This is a genomic window from Ensifer sp. 2TAB8 (assembly GCF_052115125.1).
Taxonomy (GTDB): domain Bacteria; phylum Pseudomonadota; class Alphaproteobacteria; order Rhizobiales; family Rhizobiaceae; genus Ensifer.
This window is the reverse complement of sequence record NZ_JBFRGB010000009.1, coordinates 200046-218693: the sequence shown is the minus strand read 5'-3', so window position 1 is coordinate 218693 and position 18648 is coordinate 200046. Positions and strand designations below refer to the sequence as shown.

The window sequence follows — 18648 nt, the reverse complement described above, 5'->3', positions numbered from 1 at the left end:
CCAGTGCGACCGTCAGGGGAATACATGTTCGAACTCTTTGCCTTTGTTGCCTTTATCCTCGCTCTTTCCGCCTTCGCCGGCGGTCGCAAGACGGCCGAGCGACTGGGGGCCGAAATCGCCGCGCTGAAGGCGGAGGTCGCAAGGCTGAAGGCCTCTTCGGGCGAAGGCATTCGGGCCGAATCAACGAGCGAAGAGCTGGCAGCCACGCCCGAATTGCCGGTGGAACCGGAGACGGTCGAGGATACCGGCGGCGACCTAGCGGCCAGCGCGGCCGAGGGCGCCCGCATCTTCGGTGGCGAGGAGAAGGCGGCGGATATCGAAGTCGAAGAGACGATCGCTGCCAACACGGAAGCGCCACAGCCGGTGCAGGCCACGCCCCGCCAGGCCGAAAGCCTGGAGAGCCGTCTCGGCGCGCGTTGGGCCGTCTGGGTCGGCGGCATCGCGCTCGCTCTCGGCGGCGTCTTCATGGTCAAGTATTCCATCGATGCCGGCCTGCTGAGCCCCGCGGTTCGCCTGACGCTCGCTGCCCTCTTCGGCCTCTTGCTGATGGCGGCAGGCGAGATCATCCGCAGGCGCGCGGTGCCCGTGATCGCCAATGAATTCCAGAATGCGATGATCCCCGGCATCCTGACTGCCGCCGGTGCCGTCACTCTCTTCGGGGTCGCCTATGCCGCCTACGGCATCTACGGCTATATCGGCACAGGTACGGCATTCGTGCTGCTGGCCGCGATTTCGCTGGCGACCGTTGGCCTGTCGCTGCTGCACGGGCAGGCGCTCGCTGGCCTCGGCCTGCTTGCCTCGCTCGCAACGCCGGCGCTGGTCTCGAGCGGCGAGCCGCGCCCCTGGGTGCTTTTCGGCTTTCTCTCGGTTGTCTGGCTGGCGACGATTTCTGCCTCGCGGCTGCGCAGCTGGACCGTGGTTCCGACTTTGGCCAATGCCGGCATCGGGCTCTGGGGGCTGGCTTACATCGCCGCGACCGCGCCATTCGAGCCGCTGCCGGTCGCGTTCGCACTGCTGGTGATGATCGCTGGTACCGGCCTCATTTGGCCGGGTGCTACGGAAGCAGCAGCCGCGCCCGAGGCCCCGGAGGGAGCGGAGCGACGCGGCGCCGTTGCCGGACCATGGGAGCGGCTGTTTATCCCGCCGCATGCGGCGATCTCCATTTCCGCGGCGATCACCGCAACGGTGCTTGCGCTCCTCCTCATCAGCCCGGCGGTGGCCGCGGTCAAATATCCGGTGATGGAATTTGCCGTCGTCATTGCGGCGCTGGCGGCCCTTGGGGCCTGGCGGCCGACGGCGGTCTATCCCGCCGTGCTTTCGGCGGTCGGCGCTGTTGCCGGCGTCTGGAGCCTGACGGCGCTGAGCGGTGTGCTCGCCTATCTCGATCCTTCACTGGCCGACGCCCTGCCGACGATCGTGCTGCCCGGACGGACGGCCATGATCACCGCGATGCTGCTTGCAGCGCTGTTCGTCGCCCTCGGCGGCTTCGTGCTGTCGCGCCGTCTCGTCACCCATCCGCAATATTCGACGCTCTGGGCAGGAATTGCCGCGGTCGTCCCGGTCGCGCTCGTCGCCATGTCGTTCCTGATGACCGGCAATTATGCCTTCGACCTGCCGCACGGCCTGTTCTCGCTCGTCGCCGGGGCCGCGTTGCTTGGGCTGGCGGATTGGCTCTACCGCCGCGACGGCGAGGTGGAGGTGCGCGACACGGCGGCCGGACTGCTGGTGGCGGGCTCGCTTGCGTTCTTCGTCCTTGCGCTTCATGCCTGGACGGACGGGCTCGTGACGACGCTTGCGATTGCGGTGCTCGGAACGGCCTATGCGCTCGCGACCCGCATCCGCACCTGGCCGATCCTGCCTTGGATGACCGGTGCGGCGGCCGTTGTCGTTCTCGGGCGCATCGCCTGGGAACCGACGATCGTTGGCGCAGGCAATCTCGGCACCACGCCCGTCTTCAACGCACTCCTGCCGGGCTACGGCATTCCGGCCGTGCTGCTTGCGGGCTCCGCCTATTTCCTGAGATCCTGGCCCGGCACACGGGTGCGCAACCTTTTGCAGGCGCTTGCCAGCCTCTTCGTGCTGTTGACGCTCGCGATCCTGGTGCGTCATGCGATGAACGGCGGCGTGCTCGACAGCGCGGTACCGACACTCGGCGAGCAGTCCATCTATACGCTGCTGGCAATCGGCGCCTCGGCGATTTTCATGAGCCTCGACATGAAGTCGCCGAGCCCGGTCTTCCGCTATGGTGGCATGGGCCTCGGCGTGCTCTCGATGCTGTCGGTGCTTTCGGCACACCTCCTTGGCCTCAATCCCTACTTCAGCGGGGAACTTCTCGGCCATATCCCATTCTTCGATCTGCTTTTGATCGGCTATTTGTTGCCGGGGCTCGGCTATGCCGGGCTCGCCTGGTATGCGCGCGACAAGCGGCCCTTGCCCTATGTCATGGCGCTTGCCGTCAGCGGCGCGATCCTCGCCTTCGCCTGGGCGAGCCTTACGGTTCGACGTGCCTGGCAGGGCGAGAACATCGCGGATTGGAAGGGCTTCCTGCAGGGCGAGACCTATACCTATTCGGTCGTCTGGTTGCTCCTCGGCGTGCTGCTGCTGGTGCTCGGCTCGCGCTTCCACGCCAAGAGCATCCGCATCGCTTCGGCCGTTCTCGTCTTCGTCGCCGTGCTGAAGGTGTTCCTGATCGACATGTCCAACCTCGAAGGTTTCCTGCGGGCCCTGTCCTTCATCGGACTTGGCGGAGTATTGATCGGGATAGGACTCTTCTATCAGAAGATTCTCTCCGGCGTCGCATCGACGGCGCCGACAAGTTCTGCCGAGCAGCAATAGGACACCATGACTTGCATTTCGAAACTGGCGGCCGCCTTCGCGCCGCATGAGGATCTCGCCGCGGTGCTGTTGCCGCATGCCTTTGCCGCCGATGACGGATCGCATGATGCAGCGCATCTGATCCGTGTCTGGAAGAATGCCGCCCGCATTCAGAAAGAAGAGGGCGGCGATCCGCGTTTGCTCGCCGCTGCGGTGCTGTTGCATGACTGCGTCTCGGTGGAGAAGAATTCTCCATTGCGCACTGAGGCGTCGCGGTTGGCGGCGGAGAAAGCGACCGGCATTCTGCGGCAGCTTGGCTGGGGTGCGGACGAAACCGCCGCGGTGGCGCACGCCATCCTGACGCACAGCTTCTCGGCCAATATCCCGCCGGAAACGCTGGAGGCGAAGATCCTTCAGGATGCCGATCGGCTGGATGCGATCGGCATGGTGGGCGCTGCCCGCTGTTTCTACATCGCCGGACGCATGGGCAGCGGCCTCTATGACCCGCTCGATCCGCTGGCGGAGGGCAGGGAGCTCGACGACAAGGCTTTTGCCATCGATCATTTCGAGACCAAGCTTTTCCGGCTGGCCGATGGCTTCAAGACCAAGGCCGGCCGCCGTCTGGCGACGGAGCGTGAGCAACGGCTGCGCGACGTGCTTGCCATGATGCTCGATGAAATCTAGTTGCTGGGAAGGGCGTGGAGCAGTTCTTTGTGTGGGTGTGTAGATTGCACCGGAACATTTCTCCGTTTCCCTCAAACCGAGAAATGATCTAGGCCTTTCAACGGATTGCAGCCTCCTGGTGAATCGGACCGTCAGGCGCTTGAATCAGTTTTTGAAGATGAAGGAACTGACCATGAAGGTGACCGGCCTCAACATTCATCCGCTGAAGAGCGGTCGCGCGATTGCCCGCGAGACGGTCTCGGTTAATCTCGACGGCGTCGAGGGCGACCGTCGTTTCATGTTGGTGGAGCCGGACGGGCGCTTCATCACCCAGCGCGAACTGCAGCCATTGGCGCAGGTTGAGGCCAGGCACATCGATGGCGGCGTGCACCTGAAGATGGGTGACCGGGAGATCTCGGTTCGCTTTGACCCCGACCGTCGTCTGGACGTCGTCGTCTGGGGCAGCGAAGTCGATGCCGCCGTGTCGGACGAAACGACCGACGAGCTTCTCTCCTCATGGTTCGGCCGCCCGGTCAGGCTCGCCCATATGGACACCTCGGCCGAGCGGTTCGTCGGCGCCGAATGGGCAGGAGCGGCCGCGCCCGTCGGCTTTGCCGATGGCTTTCCGGTGCTGATTACGACGACAGGTTCGCTTGCCGATCTCAACCGGACGCTTGCTGAAAAGGGGCAGGAGCCCGTCGGCATGGATCGTTTCCGCACCAATATCCTCGTCGATTGCGATGACGCCTGGGATGAAGACTTCTGGGAGAGCGTCGAGATCGGTGGCATCCGCTTCGATCTCGTGAAGCCCTGCGCCCGCTGCATCATGACCACGCAGGATCAGATCACCGGCGAGCGCATTGGCGGCAACCCGATCCAGGGGCTCGCCGAAAAGCGCATGTCCTCTGACCGACGTGTGCCCGGCGTTCTCTTCGGTTGGAATGCGGTGCCGCGCAGCGAAGGCACCGTGAAGCTCGGCGACGAGGTCAAGGTCACCGGCCGACGCGGCGAGCGCTGGCCGATGAAGGTGCGGGCTTCGGCTTAGTTCAGAAGCAGTTCCGAGCGGAAACCATTTCAAGCCTCTCTCACGCCCAGGGCGTGATGCCGAGAAGCTTGGCGCCGAGATCTGAGAGGCTGGCGGCGGAAGCGTTGTGCTTCTCCCATTCGCGCGGATCGCCGGGGAAGGCGTCGCGCTTCGGGTGATCGAGCTCGCGCCACAGCCGCACCCGCTCTTCGCGCTCGGCGACATTCTCCCATTCCGCCGGATGCATCGAGATGTATTGCGCCATGCGCACGCGGCCATCGGAGTGATTGGGCCGAACGCCGTGGGCAAGCAGGCTGTTGAAGATCATCAGGTCGCCGGCTTCCATCTCGATGTTGACGGTTGAAAGACCGGTCATGTCTGGGTGCATCGGGTCGCGATCGGCAGCTTGAGTCTTCTCCCAGCTTTCAAAGTTCTCGAACAGTTCCGGCACGCACTGGAAGCCGCCGACGTCGCCGTCCTGCTTTTTCAGGCTCAGTACCCCCTGGACGCCGATCGGCAGCGGCCGAATCGAGGTGTCGACGTCCCAATGAATGAAGCCGTTGGGATTGCCCTTGATCTTCTTCGGCGGATTGAGGTTGGCGCGGTCGATCGTCACCCAGAGGTCTTCGCGGTCCCAGATATCGACGAAGGCGCCGTAGATGCGCGGCTCCTGGCGATTGTCCCAGAGATACTGGTGATTGTAGATCTCCAGCATGCCGGTGTTGTTGAGTTCCTTCATCTTGTGCTCGCGCCGCTGCGGTGCATACCAGGTCGAAGGATCGCTCGGATCCTTCTCGTCGAAGCGCCAGAGCAGCTCGACGAGCCGCTCGACATTGGCCGCCGGCACCGCCTGGCGGACGATGACGTAGCCCTTGGTGACCCAGTGCTGCCAATCCGCTTCCGAAAGCACGCGCAACGGCAGACGCTTCCGGATGTCCTTCAGTTGAATGTCGAGATGGGTCGCGGTCGGGTGGCTGTCTCTGAGTGGCTGCATGGGTATCTCCTCGCCTCAAAATGCCGTGTTGGTGATGGAGAAAACCTAGACCTTTCAACGGTACCGCTGTTGCACGCAGCCTGCCAAAATTGATACTATTCTGGCCTCGAAGGAGAGGGCGGTGCAACATGAAGGCAGTTTTGCAGAAGATCTCGAGGCCGACCAATGCCTCATCGATCCTGCTCGACCGTCGGCTCGACGATGCCATCCCGTTCCAATGGCACCATCATCCCGAGTTCGAACTGACGCTGACGCTCAACTCGCGCGGCCAGCGCTTCATCGGCGACCATATCGGCACCTATGACGACGGCGACCTCGTGCTGGTTGGTTCCAATCTCCCACACACTTGGCACTCCGCCGGCAAAGTCGACGAGGCCGAACCGCACGTGGCGCTGGTGCTCTGGTTCCATCCGGAATGGGTGGAGCGCCTGGAGGAGGGCTTCGTCGAACTCGCCGGCGTCAAGGCGATGTTCGAGCGGTCGGCCCCGGGGCTGCAGTTCACGCCGGACGTGGCAGCGCGCGTACGCCCGCTGTTCGAAGGGTTGCGCCGGTTGGCGCCGGAGGAGCGCCTGCCGGATGTCCTGTCGATGCTGACGATCCTGGCGCGCGAGCAGGTGGTCACGCCGCTGTCGACCCGGGTCGTCACGCCGTCGGGCCGATTGGTCGACCGCGGTCGCCTCGACCGGGTGCTCGACCATATCCACCTGCATTACGCCGAAAACCCGTCGATGGACGAACTTGCCGATCTGGCCGCGCTCAGCCTTTCCGGCCTGCATCGCCTGTTCCTGCGCCACCTCAACATGCCGGTCTCGGAATATCTGATGCGCCTGCGGATCGGCGAGGCCTGCGCGCTGCTCAGTGGTTCGGCGCGCTCGATCGCCCATATCGCCGATGCCGTCGGCTATCGTTCGCTCGCCAACTTCAATCGCCAGTTCAAGGCGGCCAAGGGCATGACGCCCCGAGCGTTTCGCGACCGGTTTCGCAGTGCCGCTTGATCAAGGCATCAATTCCGGTGATTGCGGCGTCAATTTAATTGGCTTTTATCTGTTTTAGCAGCCGCCTAGGATCGCGCTCCATCAATCGGAGAGATTCCATGTCCGCTGTTTCCGGAGCATCCGCGCCGTCCAGTGCCCGTCAGGAGATGCCCTGGCTGATCATTGCGGCCGGCTCGGTCGTCGCGATGCTCACCTTCGGCCCGCGCTCGGCGATGGGCTTTTTCCAGCTGCCGATGCTCGCCGATACGGGCTGGGACCGGACGACCTTCGGCCTTGCCATGGCGCTGCAGAACCTCTGCTGGGGCCTGAGCCAGCCCTTCTTCGGCGCGATCGCGGACAAGTTCGGTACCTGGCGGGTGCTCGCGATGTCGGGCCTTCTCTACGCGGCCGGTCTCTTCATCATGGCCTTTGCCGATGCGCCGATCTGGCTGCACATCGGCGGCGGCGTGCTCGTCGGCATGGCTGTTGGCTCCGGCTCCTTCGGCATCCTGCTCTCCGCCTTTGCCCGCAATGTCACGCCGCATCAGCGCTCGCTCGCCTTCGGCATCTGCACGGCGGCGGGTTCGGCCGGCATGTTCCTGTTCGCGCCCCTGAGTCAGGGCCTGATCTCGGCCTATGGCTGGTCGGACAGCCTGGTCTATCTCGGTGTCCTCATGCTGCTGGTGCCGTTCTTTGCGATCCCGCTGCGCGGAAACGCGTCCTCCGGCCGCCAGAGCGAGGCTCAGTACAAGCAGTCGATCGGCGAGGCATTGAAGGAGGCGCTTGGCCACAAAAGCTACCTGCTGCTCGTCTCCGGCTTCTTCGTCTGCGGCTACCAGGTTGCCTTCATCACCGCGCACTTCCCGGCCTATATCGGCGATATCGGCATTGATGCGCGCTATGCGGTGATCGCGCTGGCACTCATCGGCTTCTTCAACATTATCGGTTCTCTGTCAGCGGGTTTCATCGCCCAGCGCTATTCGAAGCCCTATTTCCTGGCGCTGATTTACATCGCGCGCTCGGTAGCGGTCACGGCCTTCCTGCTTTTGCCGCAGACGCCGACCTCGGTCATCGTCTTCGCGATCGTCATGGGCCTGCTCTGGCTTTCGACGGTGCCGCCAACCAATGCGCTGGTCGCGATCATGTTCGGCACGCGGCACCTCGGTCTGCTCGGCGGCATCGTTTTCCTCTCGCACCAGGTCGGCTCGTTCCTGGGCGTGTGGATGGGTGGCTACCTCTACGACCACTTCGGTTCCTACGATCCGGTGTGGTGGCTCGGCGTGGCACTCGGCATCTTCGCGGCAATCGTCCATTGGCCGATCGAGGAGAAGGGCGTGACACGCCCCGCCATGGCCTGATCGCGAACCAAAATCAGAAGCGCCGCGAAAAGCGGCGCTTCTATTCTTGAATTCTGTCACAAAACTTTCTAAATCAACCCATGCGGCTTTGCCGCTTTTGTTTTGGTTCAATTATGCTCATATTGAGCATAATTGAAAGCCCGCCCAGGAAGAGGGGCGGAGAGGAGATGTCGATGACGCGCCTAGATCCCCGCACCGCGGCCGTGGCGAAACCGGTTTTTGTCAGCGCTGCAGAGCGCTTCGGCATCATCGAAAGACCCGAGCTTGCCTTTACGCCGGCGGTCGCGCGCGAAACCGAGCATCTCTACGAGAAGGTCAAGGATTTCATCCCGGCGATCGAGTGGCCGGTCTATGCGCCCTATGTGCACGCGATCAACCGTCTGAAGAAAGAGCGCAACGCCGTCATCCTCGCACATAACTACCAGACACCTGATATCTTCCACTGTGTCGCCGATATCGTCGGCGATTCGCTGCAGCTCGCGCGCGACGCAGCCAAGGTCGATGCGGAAATCATCATCCAGTGCGGCGTGCACTTCATGGCCGAAACGTCGAAGCTGCTGAGCCCGGAAAAGACCGTGCTCATCCCCGACGCCAAGGCAGGTTGCTCGCTGTCGGAATCGATCACCGGCGCCGATGTCCGCCTGTTGAAGCAGCGCTACCCCGGCGTTCCCGTCGTCACCTATGTCAACACGTCTGCCGACGTGAAGGCCGAGACCGACATCTGCTGCACCTCGTCGAACGTGCTCGATGTCGTCGAGAGCCTGGAATCCGACACGGTGCTCTGCATCCCTGACGAATACCTGGCGATGAACGTGGCGCGTCAGACCAACAAGAAGATCCTGACCTGGAAGGGCCACTGCGAGGTGCATGAGCGCTTCACAGCTGCCGAACTGCTCGCCTACAAGGAAGCAAACCCCGGCATCGAGATCATCGGTCATCCGGAATGCCATCCGGATGTGATCGCCGTCTGCGACTTTGCCGGCTCGACATCGGGCATGATCAACTACGTCAAGGACAATCGCCCGTCGAAGGTGCTGCTCGTCACCGAATGCTCGATGGCCTCGAACATCCAGGCGGAGATCGAAGGCGTCGAGTTCGTCAAGCCCTGTAACCTCTGTCCGCACATGAAGCGCATCACGCTGCCGAAGATCCTCGACAGCCTGCTGACCATGACGGAGGAGGTTCTCGTTGATCCTGACATCGCCGATCGCGCCCGCCTCGCGGTCGAACGCATGGTGAACCTCAAGCAGTAACAATTTCAGCCGGGTTATACCGGATGCAGGCATGCGCATTGGAGGAGAATGAAACATGCTGACCGACCATTTTCGCCCGCAATCCTTCAACGGGATTGACGACATCGTCATAGTCGGTGGCGGCCTGGCCGGCCTCTTCTGCGCGCTGAAGCTAAGCCCGAGGCCGGTAACGATCCTTGCCGCCGCGCCAATTGGCCATGGCGCCTCCTCGGCCTGGGCGCAAGGGGGCATCGCCGCCGCCATGAGCCCCGGCGACACCTTCGAAAAACATGTCGCCGACACGCTCGCTGCTGGTGCCGGCATAGTCGACGAGAAGATGACGCGCATGATGGTGGCCGAAGGCCCGGCGCGTATTCACGATCTGCTCGAATACGGCGTGCCCTTCGATCGCGATCTCGAAGGCAAGCTGCTGCTCTCGCGCGAAGCCGCGCATTCCGAGCGCCGCATCGTCCGCGTCAAGGGCGACATGGCCGGCAAGGCGATCATGGAGGCCCTGATTGCGGCCGTCCGGCGGACGCCGTCGATCCGTGTGATCGAGGGTTATGTGGTCGAGGAACTCGTACGCGAAGGCCGGTTCATCTCCGGCGTCATCGCACGTCCGGATGCCGGCCAATCGAAGAAGCGCGTGTCGTTTCCGGCGCGCGCCGTGGTGCTCTGCTCCGGTGGTGTCGGCCATCTCTATGCGGTCACCACCAATCCGTGGGAAGCCTGCGGGCAGGGGGTCGGCATGGCGGCGCGCGCCGGCGCCATCATCGCCGATCCGGAATTCGTACAGTTCCACCCGACCGCGATCAACATCGGCAAGGACCCGGCGCCGCTCGCGACCGAGGCGTTGCGCGGTGACGGCGCCCATCTGCTGAATTCTGCCGGTCATCGCTTCATGCTCGACATCCACCCGGACGGCGAGCTCGCGCCGCGCGACATCGTTTCGCGCGGGGTTTTCGCCGAAGTCCAGGCGGGTCGCGGCGCCTTCCTCGATTGCACCCAGGCGGTGGGCAAGCATTTTCCCGAAATGTTCCCGACGGTCTATGCCTCCTGCATGGCGGCCGGCATCGATCCGGTGACCCAGCCGATTCCGGTAGTGCCGGCGGTTCACTATCACATGGGTGGGGTGCTCACCGATGCCGAAGGCCGCACCTCGATCGATGGCCTCTGGGCGGCCGGCGAAGTGACCTCGACCGGCGTGCACGGCGCCAACCGGCTTGCCTCCAACTCGTTGCTCGAAGCGGTCGTCTTTGCCGCCCGCATTGCCGAAAACATCAAGGGCACGCTGCCGACGCCGCAGCTCACCGCATGGGGCGACAACGCCGGCGAGAACGACGACCCGGTGACGGTCGAGGACAGCCCGCAACTCAAGATCCTGCGTCAGGTGATGAGCGAGTGCGTCGGTGTAATCCGAACCCGCGAGAGCCTGCTGAAGGCGATCCGCGAAATCGCGGTGCTCGAGCGCGAAAATGGCCGCATGCGTTTCACCAACATCATCACGACCGCCAAGCTGATAACCGTTGGTGCGCTACGCCGCACGGAAAGCCGTGGCGGTCACTTCCGCGCCGATTGCCCGCAGGAACGCCCGGAATGGCGTCGCCGCACCTATCTGACGCTCGCCGACGCCAACCGTCTGGCACAGGAGCTGGCAGAAACGGAAGCGGCGTAAGAGCGGTCTGCGACGGCCGTTTCGAATTGAACCTTTGAAATGAGTGATACCATGACTGTAGCCCTCCGCCCCGAATTGCCGGCACTGATGATCGAGGACCAGGTGCGCGCCGCGCTCATCGAGGACCTTGGCCGCGCCGGCGACATCACGACGCTCTCGACGATCGGGCCGGAACTGACGGCAACGGCCGGCATGAATGCGCGCGACCCCGGCGTCGTTGCCGGGCTGGACCTGGCCCGGGCGGCTTTTCGCCTGGTCGATCCGTCGATCCATTTCGAAGCACTGGTAGCGGATGGGGATCGTGTGGCGCCGGGCGCGGCGATCGCTCGCATTTCCGGTCGCGCTCGTGGGGTGCTGTCGGCCGAGCGCGTCGGCTTGAACTTCCTCATGCATCTCTCGGGCATCGCCACTTACACGGCGAAGTTCGCCGACGAGATCGCCCATACGCGCGCGAAAGTCTGCTGCACGCGCAAGACCATCCCGGGCCTGCGAGCGCTCGAAAAATATGCCGTTCGCCTCGGCGGCGGCTCCAACCACCGCTACGGGCTCGATGATGCAGTGCTGATCAAGGACAACCACATCGCCGTGTCAGGTGGTGTCGCGAGCGCGATCCACGCGGCCCGGGCCTATTGCGGCCATCTCGTCAAGATCGAGATCGAGGTCGACGGTCTCGATCAGATGCGCGAGGCGCTGACCGCGGCCCCTGATGTGATCCTGCTCGACAATATGGGCCCGGATCTTCTTCGCGAAGCCGTTGCGGTCAATCGGGTTCATTGGCAGCTTTCTGCCGATGCCTACGCGCTCGATCCTCGCCGCACCCGGCTCGAGGCCTCGGGTAACGTCAAGATCGATACGGTGCGGGCGATCGCCGAGAGCGGCGTCGACTACATCTCGACCTCAAAGATCACCATGGCCGCGCCGACTCTGGACATTGGCCTCGATGTGGTGATTGAGCGGTAATCTTACCCGGCAGCTCATCGCTGCATGATGAACGGGCAGGCGAAGCGCTCGCCGACGGTGATCTGCGTGCCGCAATCATAGCGGCAGGTTTTGAACTGCCCGTTCGAATCCTGGCCATTGAGATTGCAAATGGTAGTCTGCGGCTGCGAGCCGCCGAGCTGGTTCTTGAAGTAGTCGGGCATCTTCGGCTTCTCGTCGATCCCCGATTGCGGGCTGCCGAGCAGCGACGTCAGGAGGGTCAGTGCGAGCAGCATGGGCTTACCTCGATCTTGAACGTCACGCCATTCTGGCGTGGGCATACGGGTGGTCTCCGCCCGCTGCATCAAACATATCACGATCCGGCAATGTAGGGCGCACCTCCGGACGTTTTTAGCCGCCGACCTGCTGTCAGGGCTTGGTGATGACCCTATCTCCCGCCAACCTTGAGACCAGGGGCAGGGCGCTCGTCCAGAATCTGGCGACGGAAGCGGAAGAGGGCTGCCGGGCGGCCGCCGGTAGACGAAAGCGTCATGCCCGTTGGTTCAACCAGTTCTGCGCCTTCGACGAGGCGGCGAAAATTCTGCTTGTGCAGGTGGCGCCCGGAGATCGCCTCGACGGTCGCCTGCAGATCCGTCAGCGTGAATTCCGGCGGCATCAGCTCGAAGACAACAGGTCGATACTTGATCTTGCCACGCAGCCGCGCAATTGCGGTGGCCACGATCCGGCGGTGGTCATGGCGCATCGCCTGTCCGACGGTCAAGACATCGTGGCCATTGCCGTGGCCATCAAGCACGGCCTCCGGCACGAGCCCGGCCTCATAGAGCAGTTCGTAACGCTCAAGCACCCGCTCTTCGTCCCAGGGAAAATCGTCGAGGCCGAAGGCGAGGCGGATGCGGGCGCGACGTTGCGCGATCGGTGCCGCTCGCTCATCGCCGGTGGCGCCGGTTTCCCAGCGGGCAAGCCCCGGCAGGATTGCTTGATCGAGCATCGGCGGGCGACCCTGCCGCCAATCTTCCCAGGGAAGGAAGCCGTACCAGTCGCGCCAGTGCGCGCCGGCTTCGGCGAGCCTTTCGGTGTTTTCGGCATCCGTCCTTGTCAGCGCCAGATAGCCCACCGAGACCATGTGCTTGCCTTCTTCGCCCGGAAGCCGCTGGCGGCCGCGATCGCCGAAGGTGTAGAGCTGCTCGATATAGCCGAGCTTCAGTGCCGTGCGCTTTTCGACGCGATCGCGCAGGCTCGTCTCGAACGTCCGGTGGCGCGCCGGATCGAAGGGGCCGAACGGCAGGCTGTCACGTGTATCGCCATCGGTTTCGCTGACGGCAAGGATGCGAGGACTGCGCTGGACAACGGCGACGATCGCCGCATTGAGACCGATTTCGACGGTCGTCGGTTGCTGCGTCTCAGTCGGCAACGGCTGCTCCCTCGGCGAGGAGCGGCAGGACGAAGGGTGCGTTGCCGTCGGCATCCGCTCCGCGACCGATCGCGCGCACGGCCGCAATGAGCCGCCCTTCGCGCTGAAGGACGGCATCGCCGATTTCGACCAGCCGGGTGTTCGGGGTAGCAAAAGGCGAGGCGCGCCGCAGGCGCTGCACCAGCTCTGCGTCGTCCTGATCGGGTTCTGCCGCAAGGGCCGCGATCAACGCTGCTGCCGGCGAACGCGAAACGCCCATCCAGCAATGGACGAGCAGCGGCCGTGCGCGGTCCCATTCGCGCGCGAAGGCGACGATCTGCCGGACATGGTCTTCCTGCGGTGCGATCAGGTCGCCGGTGCCGGCAAAGGTGATGTCATTCATCCCAAGCGTCAGGTGTCGCGCCTTGGTGATGACCCCGGGACGGTGAAAGTCCTGGCCCTTGGCGACGAGGCTGATCATCTCGGTGCAGCGGTGGCGGACGGCCATTTCGGCAATGCGGGCGAGCGGCGATACGACGATTTCCGGCATGTCAGATTTCCGCGCGCGCTGGCAGTCGCTCGGCTTCCAGCGCGAGGAATCGATCGGTAAACAGCCGTTGCGCCTCGACCGCCGGTACCGGATCGATCAGTAGCATTTCACGGGTGATGCCGCGCGGCTGGCCGAAGAACTTGCGTGCCTCCTCGACCGAGAATCCGGCAAGCACCGTCGCTTCGAAATAGGCGGCGACGTGATCGGCCTTCTTGATGCGATCCTTCAATTCCTTGGAGCATTGCGCCGGCAGGCCGAAACGAAGATGGATGGCGCTTTCCAGCCGCTTTTCCACCGCCTTGTAGCCGCCGCCGACCACCGCCTTGAACGGCGAGATCATGTCGCCGATTACATATTCCGGCGCGTCATGCAACAGGGCGAGCAGGCAGTCGTCGGTGCTGCATTTGTTGCTGCGGCGAAAGATGTTCTCGACCATCAGGCTGTGCTGCGCCACCGAGAAGGCGTGATCGCCGGCGGTCTGACCGTTCCAGCGTGCAACACGCGCAAGCCCATGCGCAATGTCGCCGATTTCGACATCGAGCGGCGACGGGTCGAGAAGATCCAGCCGACGGCCGGAGAGCATGCGTTGCCAGGCGCGGGTCGTCGTCACGCGCTTGCCTCGTCGGCGCTGGTCGGAAAGGTGAGCCCGGTCCATGCGGGCAGGACCATGGACACCGCCACGTCACCGGCAAGCAACGGAACGCCGTTCGCCATGGCTTCGCCGGCCTTGTCGATGCGCACGATCGCGAGCGCCGACTTACCTTGAACCGTGCCCAGCGTGCCGATGGCCTTGTCGTTCGCCGTGATCGTCGTTCCCGTCGGGGGAAGGGCGGTTTCGGCAGAAACGATCACGATCCGGCGGCGCGGCGTGCTGCGGTGCTGCATGCGCGACACTACTTCCTGCCCGACGTAGCAGCCCTTCTTGAACGAAAGGCCACCGTTCTTGTCCAGCAGAACATCATGCGGAAAAGCATCTTGCGCCGCATAGTCGGGGCCGGCATTCGCTACGCCCGCTGCGATGCGAAGCCGCTCCAGGTCTTCGGTGCCAGCCGCGTCGCCGGCACCATCACCGTAGGCGCGGAAGAGTGCGATGCCGGCCTTCTCGAAGCGGTGATCCCGGTAGGCACCCTCAGGCGCAGCTTCGTCGAATATCACGGTGACGGCGGACGCATCGATCGAAAGATCGACCGCCGAGCGTAGCTTGTACATCGTCAACCGCTTCAGCAGCGCTTCCGCCTGGTCGCGCGCCGTCTCAAGCCGGAGGCCGTCGCCGTCACGGGAAATGATGAAGTCGAACAGGATCTTGCCCTGCGGCGTCAAAAGCGCGCCCGGACGCGCTTCGTCGGGCGCCAGCGCGTCGAGGTCGGTGGTGATCAATCCCTGGAGAAGATCTTCCGCATCCTTGCCGGAGACGGCGACAATCGCGCGGTCGTCGAGGCGAACCCTGGGCATCGTTCGAATCCTGCTCCGCGGGGTAGAAGCCCCCGCTCTAACCTGGAGCATTTCCAGCACAAAGTGCCTAGCGGTTTTGCGGTTGGAAATGCCTAACAACAATCACCGATCACGCCGGCGATCCCGGTCGACTCGACCTGGTACCATCGTGATCTCATGGCGAAGAGGTAGGATGTTCGGAGAGGATCGGCAAGCTCGGTCGCCGGCGCTCAGTCGCCGGCGATGAAGAATCTCCACTTTCCGTCCGGCATGATGCCGACGCGGTAGAAGTTGTAGCTGCCGAATTCTTCCATATCGGCAAAGTCGCCGGCCGTAACCAGGCGGAACAGGTCGACCTTTTCCGGCGCCGTCAGTGTGGAAAGCTTCTTTTCGGCGAAGTATGGCCAGACATAGGCTTCCTGCGGCGTGCCCTTATCCACCAGCACGAAGCCGGTCGAAAGCACGTCGAGCAGGATCGCGAGGATCTCGACGCCTTCCTGGTCTCCCGAAAGTCCCTTCAGGATTGCAACGGGGTCCTCGTCACCGGTGACGCCTGTGACCTGAGTTTGTGTCGGCCCCTTGCCGAGCAGCGAGCGCAGGCGTTCGATATCGCCGGAAGCGGCGGCTTCGATGATGAGCTCACGCATCCGGGCAACCGGGGCCGGTATCTTGGAAACGTCGGTCAGTACCTCGACGGGCCCGGTCGTCTCCGGCTCTTCGGCCGCAGGGGTATCGTCCTTGATGGCCGTCGCTGACTTGTTGATCAGCGGATCGGGCATCGGGATTTCGAGCGGAAGCTTTTCTTCCTCGTCCGATTCCTCCGCGACAGGCTCGGCCACGGGCGTCGTCGCCTTCTGCCCTTCGGCTGCCGGCTGTTGAGCAGGAGCAGGCTGCTGCTCTCCCTGCAGTTCACTAAGTGCAAAAGCGGGGGAGAACGTTGCTGGGGTGCTGAAGGCGACACCGGCCAAAAGCAGCGTAACGAGGCGAACCGGAAGGGTCCGGTTTGCAAAATTCCGACTCATCGGGCAGTCCTGATATTACTGAAGCTTGCGCTGGGGCGAGAATTCGCCGGCAAGCACGCGCTCGCGAAGCGAGTTGAGCATTGCTTCGGCACCGTCTTCGCCGTGAAGCCGAACGGTCTCCCGCATGGCGAGGGCGATGGCCGCATCGGCGATGATTTCCGGCTCGATGCCATCAGCCATGCCGTCCGCCCAGGCTTCGCTCTGGTGTTCCAGCGCAGCCTGCATTTTCTCGTGGACGATCATGTCATCGATGTCGGTCAGGCTTGGTTCCATCATTCGTTCCATGCGACTTCCATTGTGCAAGCGGTTCATTCTATGGCCGTCCGGCTGAATTCCAACTGAACGACCGTGACGGACTCGCCACTTCTTACCACTCTCTTAACGAACTTAGCAGCCTTTTCCCGAAACGACACGGGGTCGTGAGAAAAGAGGTTAATTTATTGCTAATTTCCAAAGCGGGCGACGATTTCTGACGCAAGTGTTGCGCCTTCGGCACGATATCTCTGCTCCGCGACGATCGCCGGTCCGGTGCAGGTCGTGTAAACAGATGCAAATGTGCGATACCCACGGTTGAAAGCGGCGGTCATGCGCTCGCGGCGTTTGACCTCGTCTGCCGTCTCTTTGTCGATCAATTCCTGCATCGAACGGCGCCAGATATCCTCAGGTTCCTTGACGCAAAGGTTCCGGAGGTAATGCACAGAGCCCAGGATTTCGGAGAGTCTAATCAACCTCTGGTCGTAAGGCGTGGGTTTCTCCTCGACGACCGCAGGGGCAGGGGCTGCAGCCTCGGTCGTCGCCGGTTCTTTCGTTGGCGTTTTTTGCGCCGCCGCGCCAGTAGCGACTGTCAGCGCCAAGCCGGCCAAGGCGAGCCGCGCGAAGATCGGGGCAGTGATCATGGTTTCACCAAACCGGAATTGACGGCGGTTTCAAGGCCGGGGCCACATTCTGTTGTGACGTTGGTGAGTCTTTCCACGCATTCGCGCACGCTGTCGGGGATCGGCAGCGCAAAGATTTCGGCCGGCGTAAACCATCCAAGGCCGGCGGCGTCGTCGCTTGCGACCGCAACCGCGTCGGCACTCGCCTCGGCCCTGAAGACAGAAAGCAGGAAGTGGCGTCCTTCCGATTCCTTGCCGGGCAGGTCGTAGGTTTCGAACAGCACGGGATTGCGGGCTGCGATGCCCGTTTCTTCCGAAAGCTCCCTTAGCGCAGTTTCGGCCGGGGTCTCTCCAGGCTCCGCCCGTCCACCGGGAAAGGCATACATGTCGGCCGAAGGCGGGTTGGCCCGCCTTACGAGCAGGTAGCGGCCGTCGCGTTCGAGAATGACGGAGGAGGCGAGTTCAGGCTTGGTCGACATAGGGGAATCAAATTGCCTCAGTAGCGTTGACCCATCCTACGTGAAGTGCCACATCCGTGTCATGTGCGGACGTTTTGCGCTGACGGCTACGCCGGAAGAATTGATAGAGTTGTTCGGCCTGCTGGAAAGCGAAGACTTTCCGGCGCGCTTCAACATCGCACCGACGCAGCCGATCATGGTCGTCGTAGCGGGCGACCGGGCGGCGCCCGGCAGCAACCTGCCGGAGCGCAAGGCCGTGCTCGTGCGGTGGGGGTTCATGCCCGGCTGGGTCAAGGACCCGCGCGATTTTCCGCTGCTGATCAATGCCCGTGCCGAATCGGCGATCGAGAAGGCGTCGTTTCGCGCCGCCATGCGGCATCGCCGCGTGCTGGTGCCGGCCTCCGGCTTTTATGAATGGCACAGACCGCCGAAGGGCAGTCGCGAGCCATCACAGGCCTATTGGGTGCGGCCGCGCAAGGGCGGCATCGTCGCGTTCGCAGGTCTGATGGAAACCTGGTCGTCAGCCGACGGTTCCGAGGTCGATACGGCAGCGATCCTCACGACGGCCGCCAACGCGTCGATCCGGCAGATCCACGACCGCATGCCCGTCGTCATCCAGCCAGAGGACTTTACCCGCTGGCTGGATTGCAAGACGCAGGAGCCGCGTGAAGTAGCGGATCTCTTCGCCCCCGTAGCGGAGGACTATTTCGAGACGATCCCTGTTTCCGACAAGGTCAACAAGGTCGCCAACACCGGCCCGGACATCCAGGATGCGGTGGCACCGAGGATTGTGGCGGATGCCCAGCCCAAGGGTACAAGCAAACCCGATGGGCCCGATAGCGGTCAGATGTCGCTGTTCTGAAGGAACGACCCAGGGGTCAAGGCAGGCCGCTTGGTCATTTTGGTCGCGGGCTTTCCCTTTGCTTGCAGCGCAGCGGCGAGCACGGCCTTCAGGCCGAGCGGACGGTACTGTTCGACGAGATTGGTAGGCTTGGCGATTTCTTTGGTCTTTGCGGCTTTCACTTGCACTCACTCCTTGATGCTTTCCTGAACCGGATACATTCCGTTTTCGTCTTTTGGCGCGAAAACGATGCTCCTCCCTGTTCTCCGGAGACAGGATTCGTGATGCAGAACCACCTACACCGCGAATCTGTTTTCCGCGTGGCGCTCCCAGATAAGCCTAATCATGACAAATCCATGGCCGCCGATTCTGTTTCGCTAACCGACTGTGCTTGCATGCGCCTGACCT

The 18648-nt window shown here is 63.2% G+C and carries 20 protein-coding genes; 9 read left to right on the top strand and 11 right to left on the bottom strand.

Annotation, left to right across the window (positions count from 1 at the left end):
- Positions 1-24 precede the first annotated feature (24 nt).
- The 3 genes from AB4Z53_RS17305 (at position 25) to AB4Z53_RS17295 (ending at position 4522) form a co-directional block, all read left to right on the top strand.
- Positions 25-2835 (top strand): DUF2339 domain-containing protein, encoded by a 2811-nt coding sequence (locus AB4Z53_RS17305; protein WP_441596728.1) that lies wholly within the window; start codon positions 25-27, stop codon positions 2833-2835.
- A 6-nt stretch (positions 2836-2841) separates the two neighbouring features.
- The gene (locus AB4Z53_RS17300; protein ID WP_291155912.1) at positions 2842-3498 is read left to right on the top strand and encodes an HD domain-containing protein; all 657 of its coding nucleotides are present in this window, start codon (positions 2842-2844) and stop codon (positions 3496-3498) included.
- Between the two features lie 172 nt (positions 3499-3670).
- The gene (locus AB4Z53_RS17295; protein WP_441596752.1) at positions 3671-4522 is read left to right on the top strand and encodes an MOSC domain-containing protein; all 852 of its coding nucleotides are present in this window, start codon (positions 3671-3673) and stop codon (positions 4520-4522) included.
- A 40-nt stretch (positions 4523-4562) separates the two neighbouring features.
- On the opposite strand, the gene AB4Z53_RS17290 is transcribed toward AB4Z53_RS17295, so the two are convergent.
- Entirely contained in the window at positions 4563-5495 is a 933-nt protein-coding gene (locus tag AB4Z53_RS17290; RefSeq protein ID WP_441596727.1) for a phytanoyl-CoA dioxygenase family protein, read from the bottom strand.
- 128 nt (positions 5496-5623) lie between these two features.
- Between AB4Z53_RS17290 and AB4Z53_RS17285 the strand changes: the two genes are divergently transcribed.
- The 5 genes from AB4Z53_RS17285 to nadC all read left to right on the top strand — a co-directional run bounded on the left by AB4Z53_RS17285 (position 5624) and on the right by nadC (position 11694).
- Positions 5624-6490, top strand: a complete 867-nt coding sequence (locus AB4Z53_RS17285) for a helix-turn-helix domain-containing protein (protein ID WP_441596726.1) — start codon at positions 5624-5626, stop codon at positions 6488-6490.
- A gap of 98 nt (positions 6491-6588) precedes the next feature.
- Positions 6589-7827: an MFS transporter gene (locus AB4Z53_RS17280; protein ID WP_441596725.1), complete on the top strand. Its 1239-nt coding sequence runs from the start codon at positions 6589-6591 to the stop codon at positions 7825-7827.
- A 173-nt stretch (positions 7828-8000) separates the two neighbouring features.
- The gene (nadA, locus tag AB4Z53_RS17275; RefSeq protein ID WP_441596724.1) at positions 8001-9080 is read left to right on the top strand and encodes a quinolinate synthase NadA; all 1080 of its coding nucleotides are present in this window, start codon (positions 8001-8003) and stop codon (positions 9078-9080) included.
- 55 nt (positions 9081-9135) lie between these two features.
- Complete coding sequence (locus AB4Z53_RS17270; protein WP_441596723.1) at positions 9136-10734, top strand: L-aspartate oxidase; 1599 nt, start codon at positions 9136-9138, stop codon at positions 10732-10734.
- Between the two features lie 51 nt (positions 10735-10785).
- Positions 10786-11694, top strand: coding sequence for a carboxylating nicotinate-nucleotide diphosphorylase (gene nadC / locus AB4Z53_RS17265; protein WP_441596722.1), 909 nt, complete (start codon positions 10786-10788; stop codon positions 11692-11694).
- Between the two features lie 14 nt (positions 11695-11708).
- Here the strand turns inward: nadC and AB4Z53_RS17260 are convergent, their stop codons facing one another.
- The 9 genes from AB4Z53_RS17260 to AB4Z53_RS17220 all read right to left on the bottom strand — a co-directional run bounded on the left by AB4Z53_RS17260 (position 11709) and on the right by AB4Z53_RS17220 (position 17420).
- Positions 11709-11948: a hypothetical protein gene (locus tag AB4Z53_RS17260; RefSeq protein ID WP_113536798.1), complete on the bottom strand. Its 240-nt coding sequence runs from the start codon at positions 11946-11948 to the stop codon at positions 11709-11711.
- Between the two features lie 152 nt (positions 11949-12100).
- A complete protein-coding gene (locus AB4Z53_RS17255; protein ID WP_223726838.1) occupies positions 12101-13084 on the bottom strand; it encodes an NUDIX hydrolase in 984 nt (327 codons plus the stop codon).
- Positions 13074-13613, bottom strand: coding sequence for a tyrosine phosphatase family protein (locus tag AB4Z53_RS17250; protein WP_113536800.1), 540 nt, complete (start codon positions 13611-13613; stop codon positions 13074-13076). Before AB4Z53_RS17250 ends, AB4Z53_RS17255 begins: the two co-directional genes overlap by 11 nt.
- A 1-nt stretch (position 13614) precedes the next feature.
- Positions 13615-14223 (bottom strand): YfbR-like 5'-deoxynucleotidase, encoded by a 609-nt coding sequence (locus AB4Z53_RS17245; RefSeq protein ID WP_113536801.1) that lies wholly within the window; start codon positions 14221-14223, stop codon positions 13615-13617.
- Positions 14220-15065, bottom strand: coding sequence for a CAF17-like 4Fe-4S cluster assembly/insertion protein YgfZ (gene ygfZ / locus AB4Z53_RS17240; RefSeq protein ID WP_441596721.1), 846 nt, complete (start codon positions 15063-15065; stop codon positions 14220-14222). The genes AB4Z53_RS17245 and ygfZ overlap by 4 nt, the downstream gene beginning before the upstream one ends.
- 209 nt (positions 15066-15274) lie before the next feature.
- Complete coding sequence (locus AB4Z53_RS17235; RefSeq protein WP_441596720.1) at positions 15275-16066, bottom strand: hypothetical protein; 792 nt, start codon at positions 16064-16066, stop codon at positions 15275-15277.
- A 15-nt stretch (positions 16067-16081) separates the two neighbouring features.
- Positions 16082-16351: a hypothetical protein gene (locus tag AB4Z53_RS17230; protein WP_113536804.1), complete on the bottom strand. Its 270-nt coding sequence runs from the start codon at positions 16349-16351 to the stop codon at positions 16082-16084.
- A gap of 158 nt (positions 16352-16509) precedes the next feature.
- The gene (locus AB4Z53_RS17225; protein WP_113536805.1) at positions 16510-16962 is read right to left on the bottom strand and encodes a TIGR02301 family protein; all 453 of its coding nucleotides are present in this window, start codon (positions 16960-16962) and stop codon (positions 16510-16512) included.
- Entirely contained in the window at positions 16959-17420 is a 462-nt protein-coding gene (locus AB4Z53_RS17220; RefSeq protein ID WP_113536806.1) for an NUDIX domain-containing protein, read from the bottom strand. The genes AB4Z53_RS17225 and AB4Z53_RS17220 overlap by 4 nt, the downstream gene beginning before the upstream one ends.
- Before the next feature lie 61 nt (positions 17421-17481).
- Here AB4Z53_RS17220 and AB4Z53_RS17215 point away from each other — a divergent pair, with 61 nt between their 5' ends.
- Positions 17482-18261, top strand: a complete 780-nt coding sequence (locus AB4Z53_RS17215) for an SOS response-associated peptidase (RefSeq protein ID WP_291155948.1) — start codon at positions 17482-17484, stop codon at positions 18259-18261.
- Here AB4Z53_RS17215 and AB4Z53_RS17210 read toward each other — a convergent pair.
- Positions 18243-18422, bottom strand: coding sequence for a hypothetical protein (locus AB4Z53_RS17210; protein ID WP_113536808.1), 180 nt, complete (start codon positions 18420-18422; stop codon positions 18243-18245). The genes AB4Z53_RS17215 and AB4Z53_RS17210 overlap by 19 nt on opposite strands.
- Positions 18423-18648 lie beyond the last annotated feature (226 nt).

Bases quoted from the DNA above. Each gene is read 5' to 3' on its own strand.
- AB4Z53_RS17235 (WP_441596720.1), bottom strand. From the start codon at position 16,066: ATGAGTCGGAATTTTGCAAACCGGACCCTTCCGGTTCGCCTCGTTACG.
- nadC (WP_441596722.1), top strand. From the start codon at position 10,786: ATGACTGTAGCCCTCCGCCCCGAATTGCCGGCACTGATGATCGAGGAC.
- AB4Z53_RS17220 (WP_113536806.1), bottom strand. From the start codon at position 17,420: ATGTCGACCAAGCCTGAACTCGCCTCCTCCGTCATTCTCGAACGCGAC.
- ygfZ (WP_441596721.1), bottom strand. From the start codon at position 15,065: ATGCCCAGGGTTCGCCTCGACGACCGCGCGATTGTCGCCGTCTCCGGC.
- AB4Z53_RS17295 (WP_441596752.1), top strand. From the start codon at position 3,671: ATGAAGGTGACCGGCCTCAACATTCATCCGCTGAAGAGCGGTCGCGCG.
- AB4Z53_RS17290 (WP_441596727.1), bottom strand. From the start codon at position 5,495: ATGCAGCCACTCAGAGACAGCCACCCGACCGCGACCCATCTCGACATT.
- AB4Z53_RS17260 (WP_113536798.1), bottom strand. From the start codon at position 11,948: ATGCTGCTCGCACTGACCCTCCTGACGTCGCTGCTCGGCAGCCCGCAA.
- AB4Z53_RS17270 (WP_441596723.1), top strand. From the start codon at position 9,136: ATGCTGACCGACCATTTTCGCCCGCAATCCTTCAACGGGATTGACGAC.
- nadA (WP_441596724.1), top strand. From the start codon at position 8,001: ATGACGCGCCTAGATCCCCGCACCGCGGCCGTGGCGAAACCGGTTTTT.
- AB4Z53_RS17250 (WP_113536800.1), bottom strand. From the start codon at position 13,613: ATGCCGGAAATCGTCGTATCGCCGCTCGCCCGCATTGCCGAAATGGCC.
- AB4Z53_RS17285 (WP_441596726.1), top strand. From the start codon at position 5,624: ATGAAGGCAGTTTTGCAGAAGATCTCGAGGCCGACCAATGCCTCATCG.
- AB4Z53_RS17305 (WP_441596728.1), top strand. From the start codon at position 25: ATGTTCGAACTCTTTGCCTTTGTTGCCTTTATCCTCGCTCTTTCCGCC.
- AB4Z53_RS17300 (WP_291155912.1), top strand. From the start codon at position 2,842: ATGACTTGCATTTCGAAACTGGCGGCCGCCTTCGCGCCGCATGAGGAT.
- AB4Z53_RS17280 (WP_441596725.1), top strand. From the start codon at position 6,589: ATGTCCGCTGTTTCCGGAGCATCCGCGCCGTCCAGTGCCCGTCAGGAG.
- AB4Z53_RS17230 (WP_113536804.1), bottom strand. From the start codon at position 16,351: ATGGAACGAATGATGGAACCAAGCCTGACCGACATCGATGACATGATC.
- AB4Z53_RS17225 (WP_113536805.1), bottom strand. From the start codon at position 16,962: ATGATCACTGCCCCGATCTTCGCGCGGCTCGCCTTGGCCGGCTTGGCG.
- AB4Z53_RS17215 (WP_291155948.1), top strand. From the start codon at position 17,482: ATGTGCGGACGTTTTGCGCTGACGGCTACGCCGGAAGAATTGATAGAG.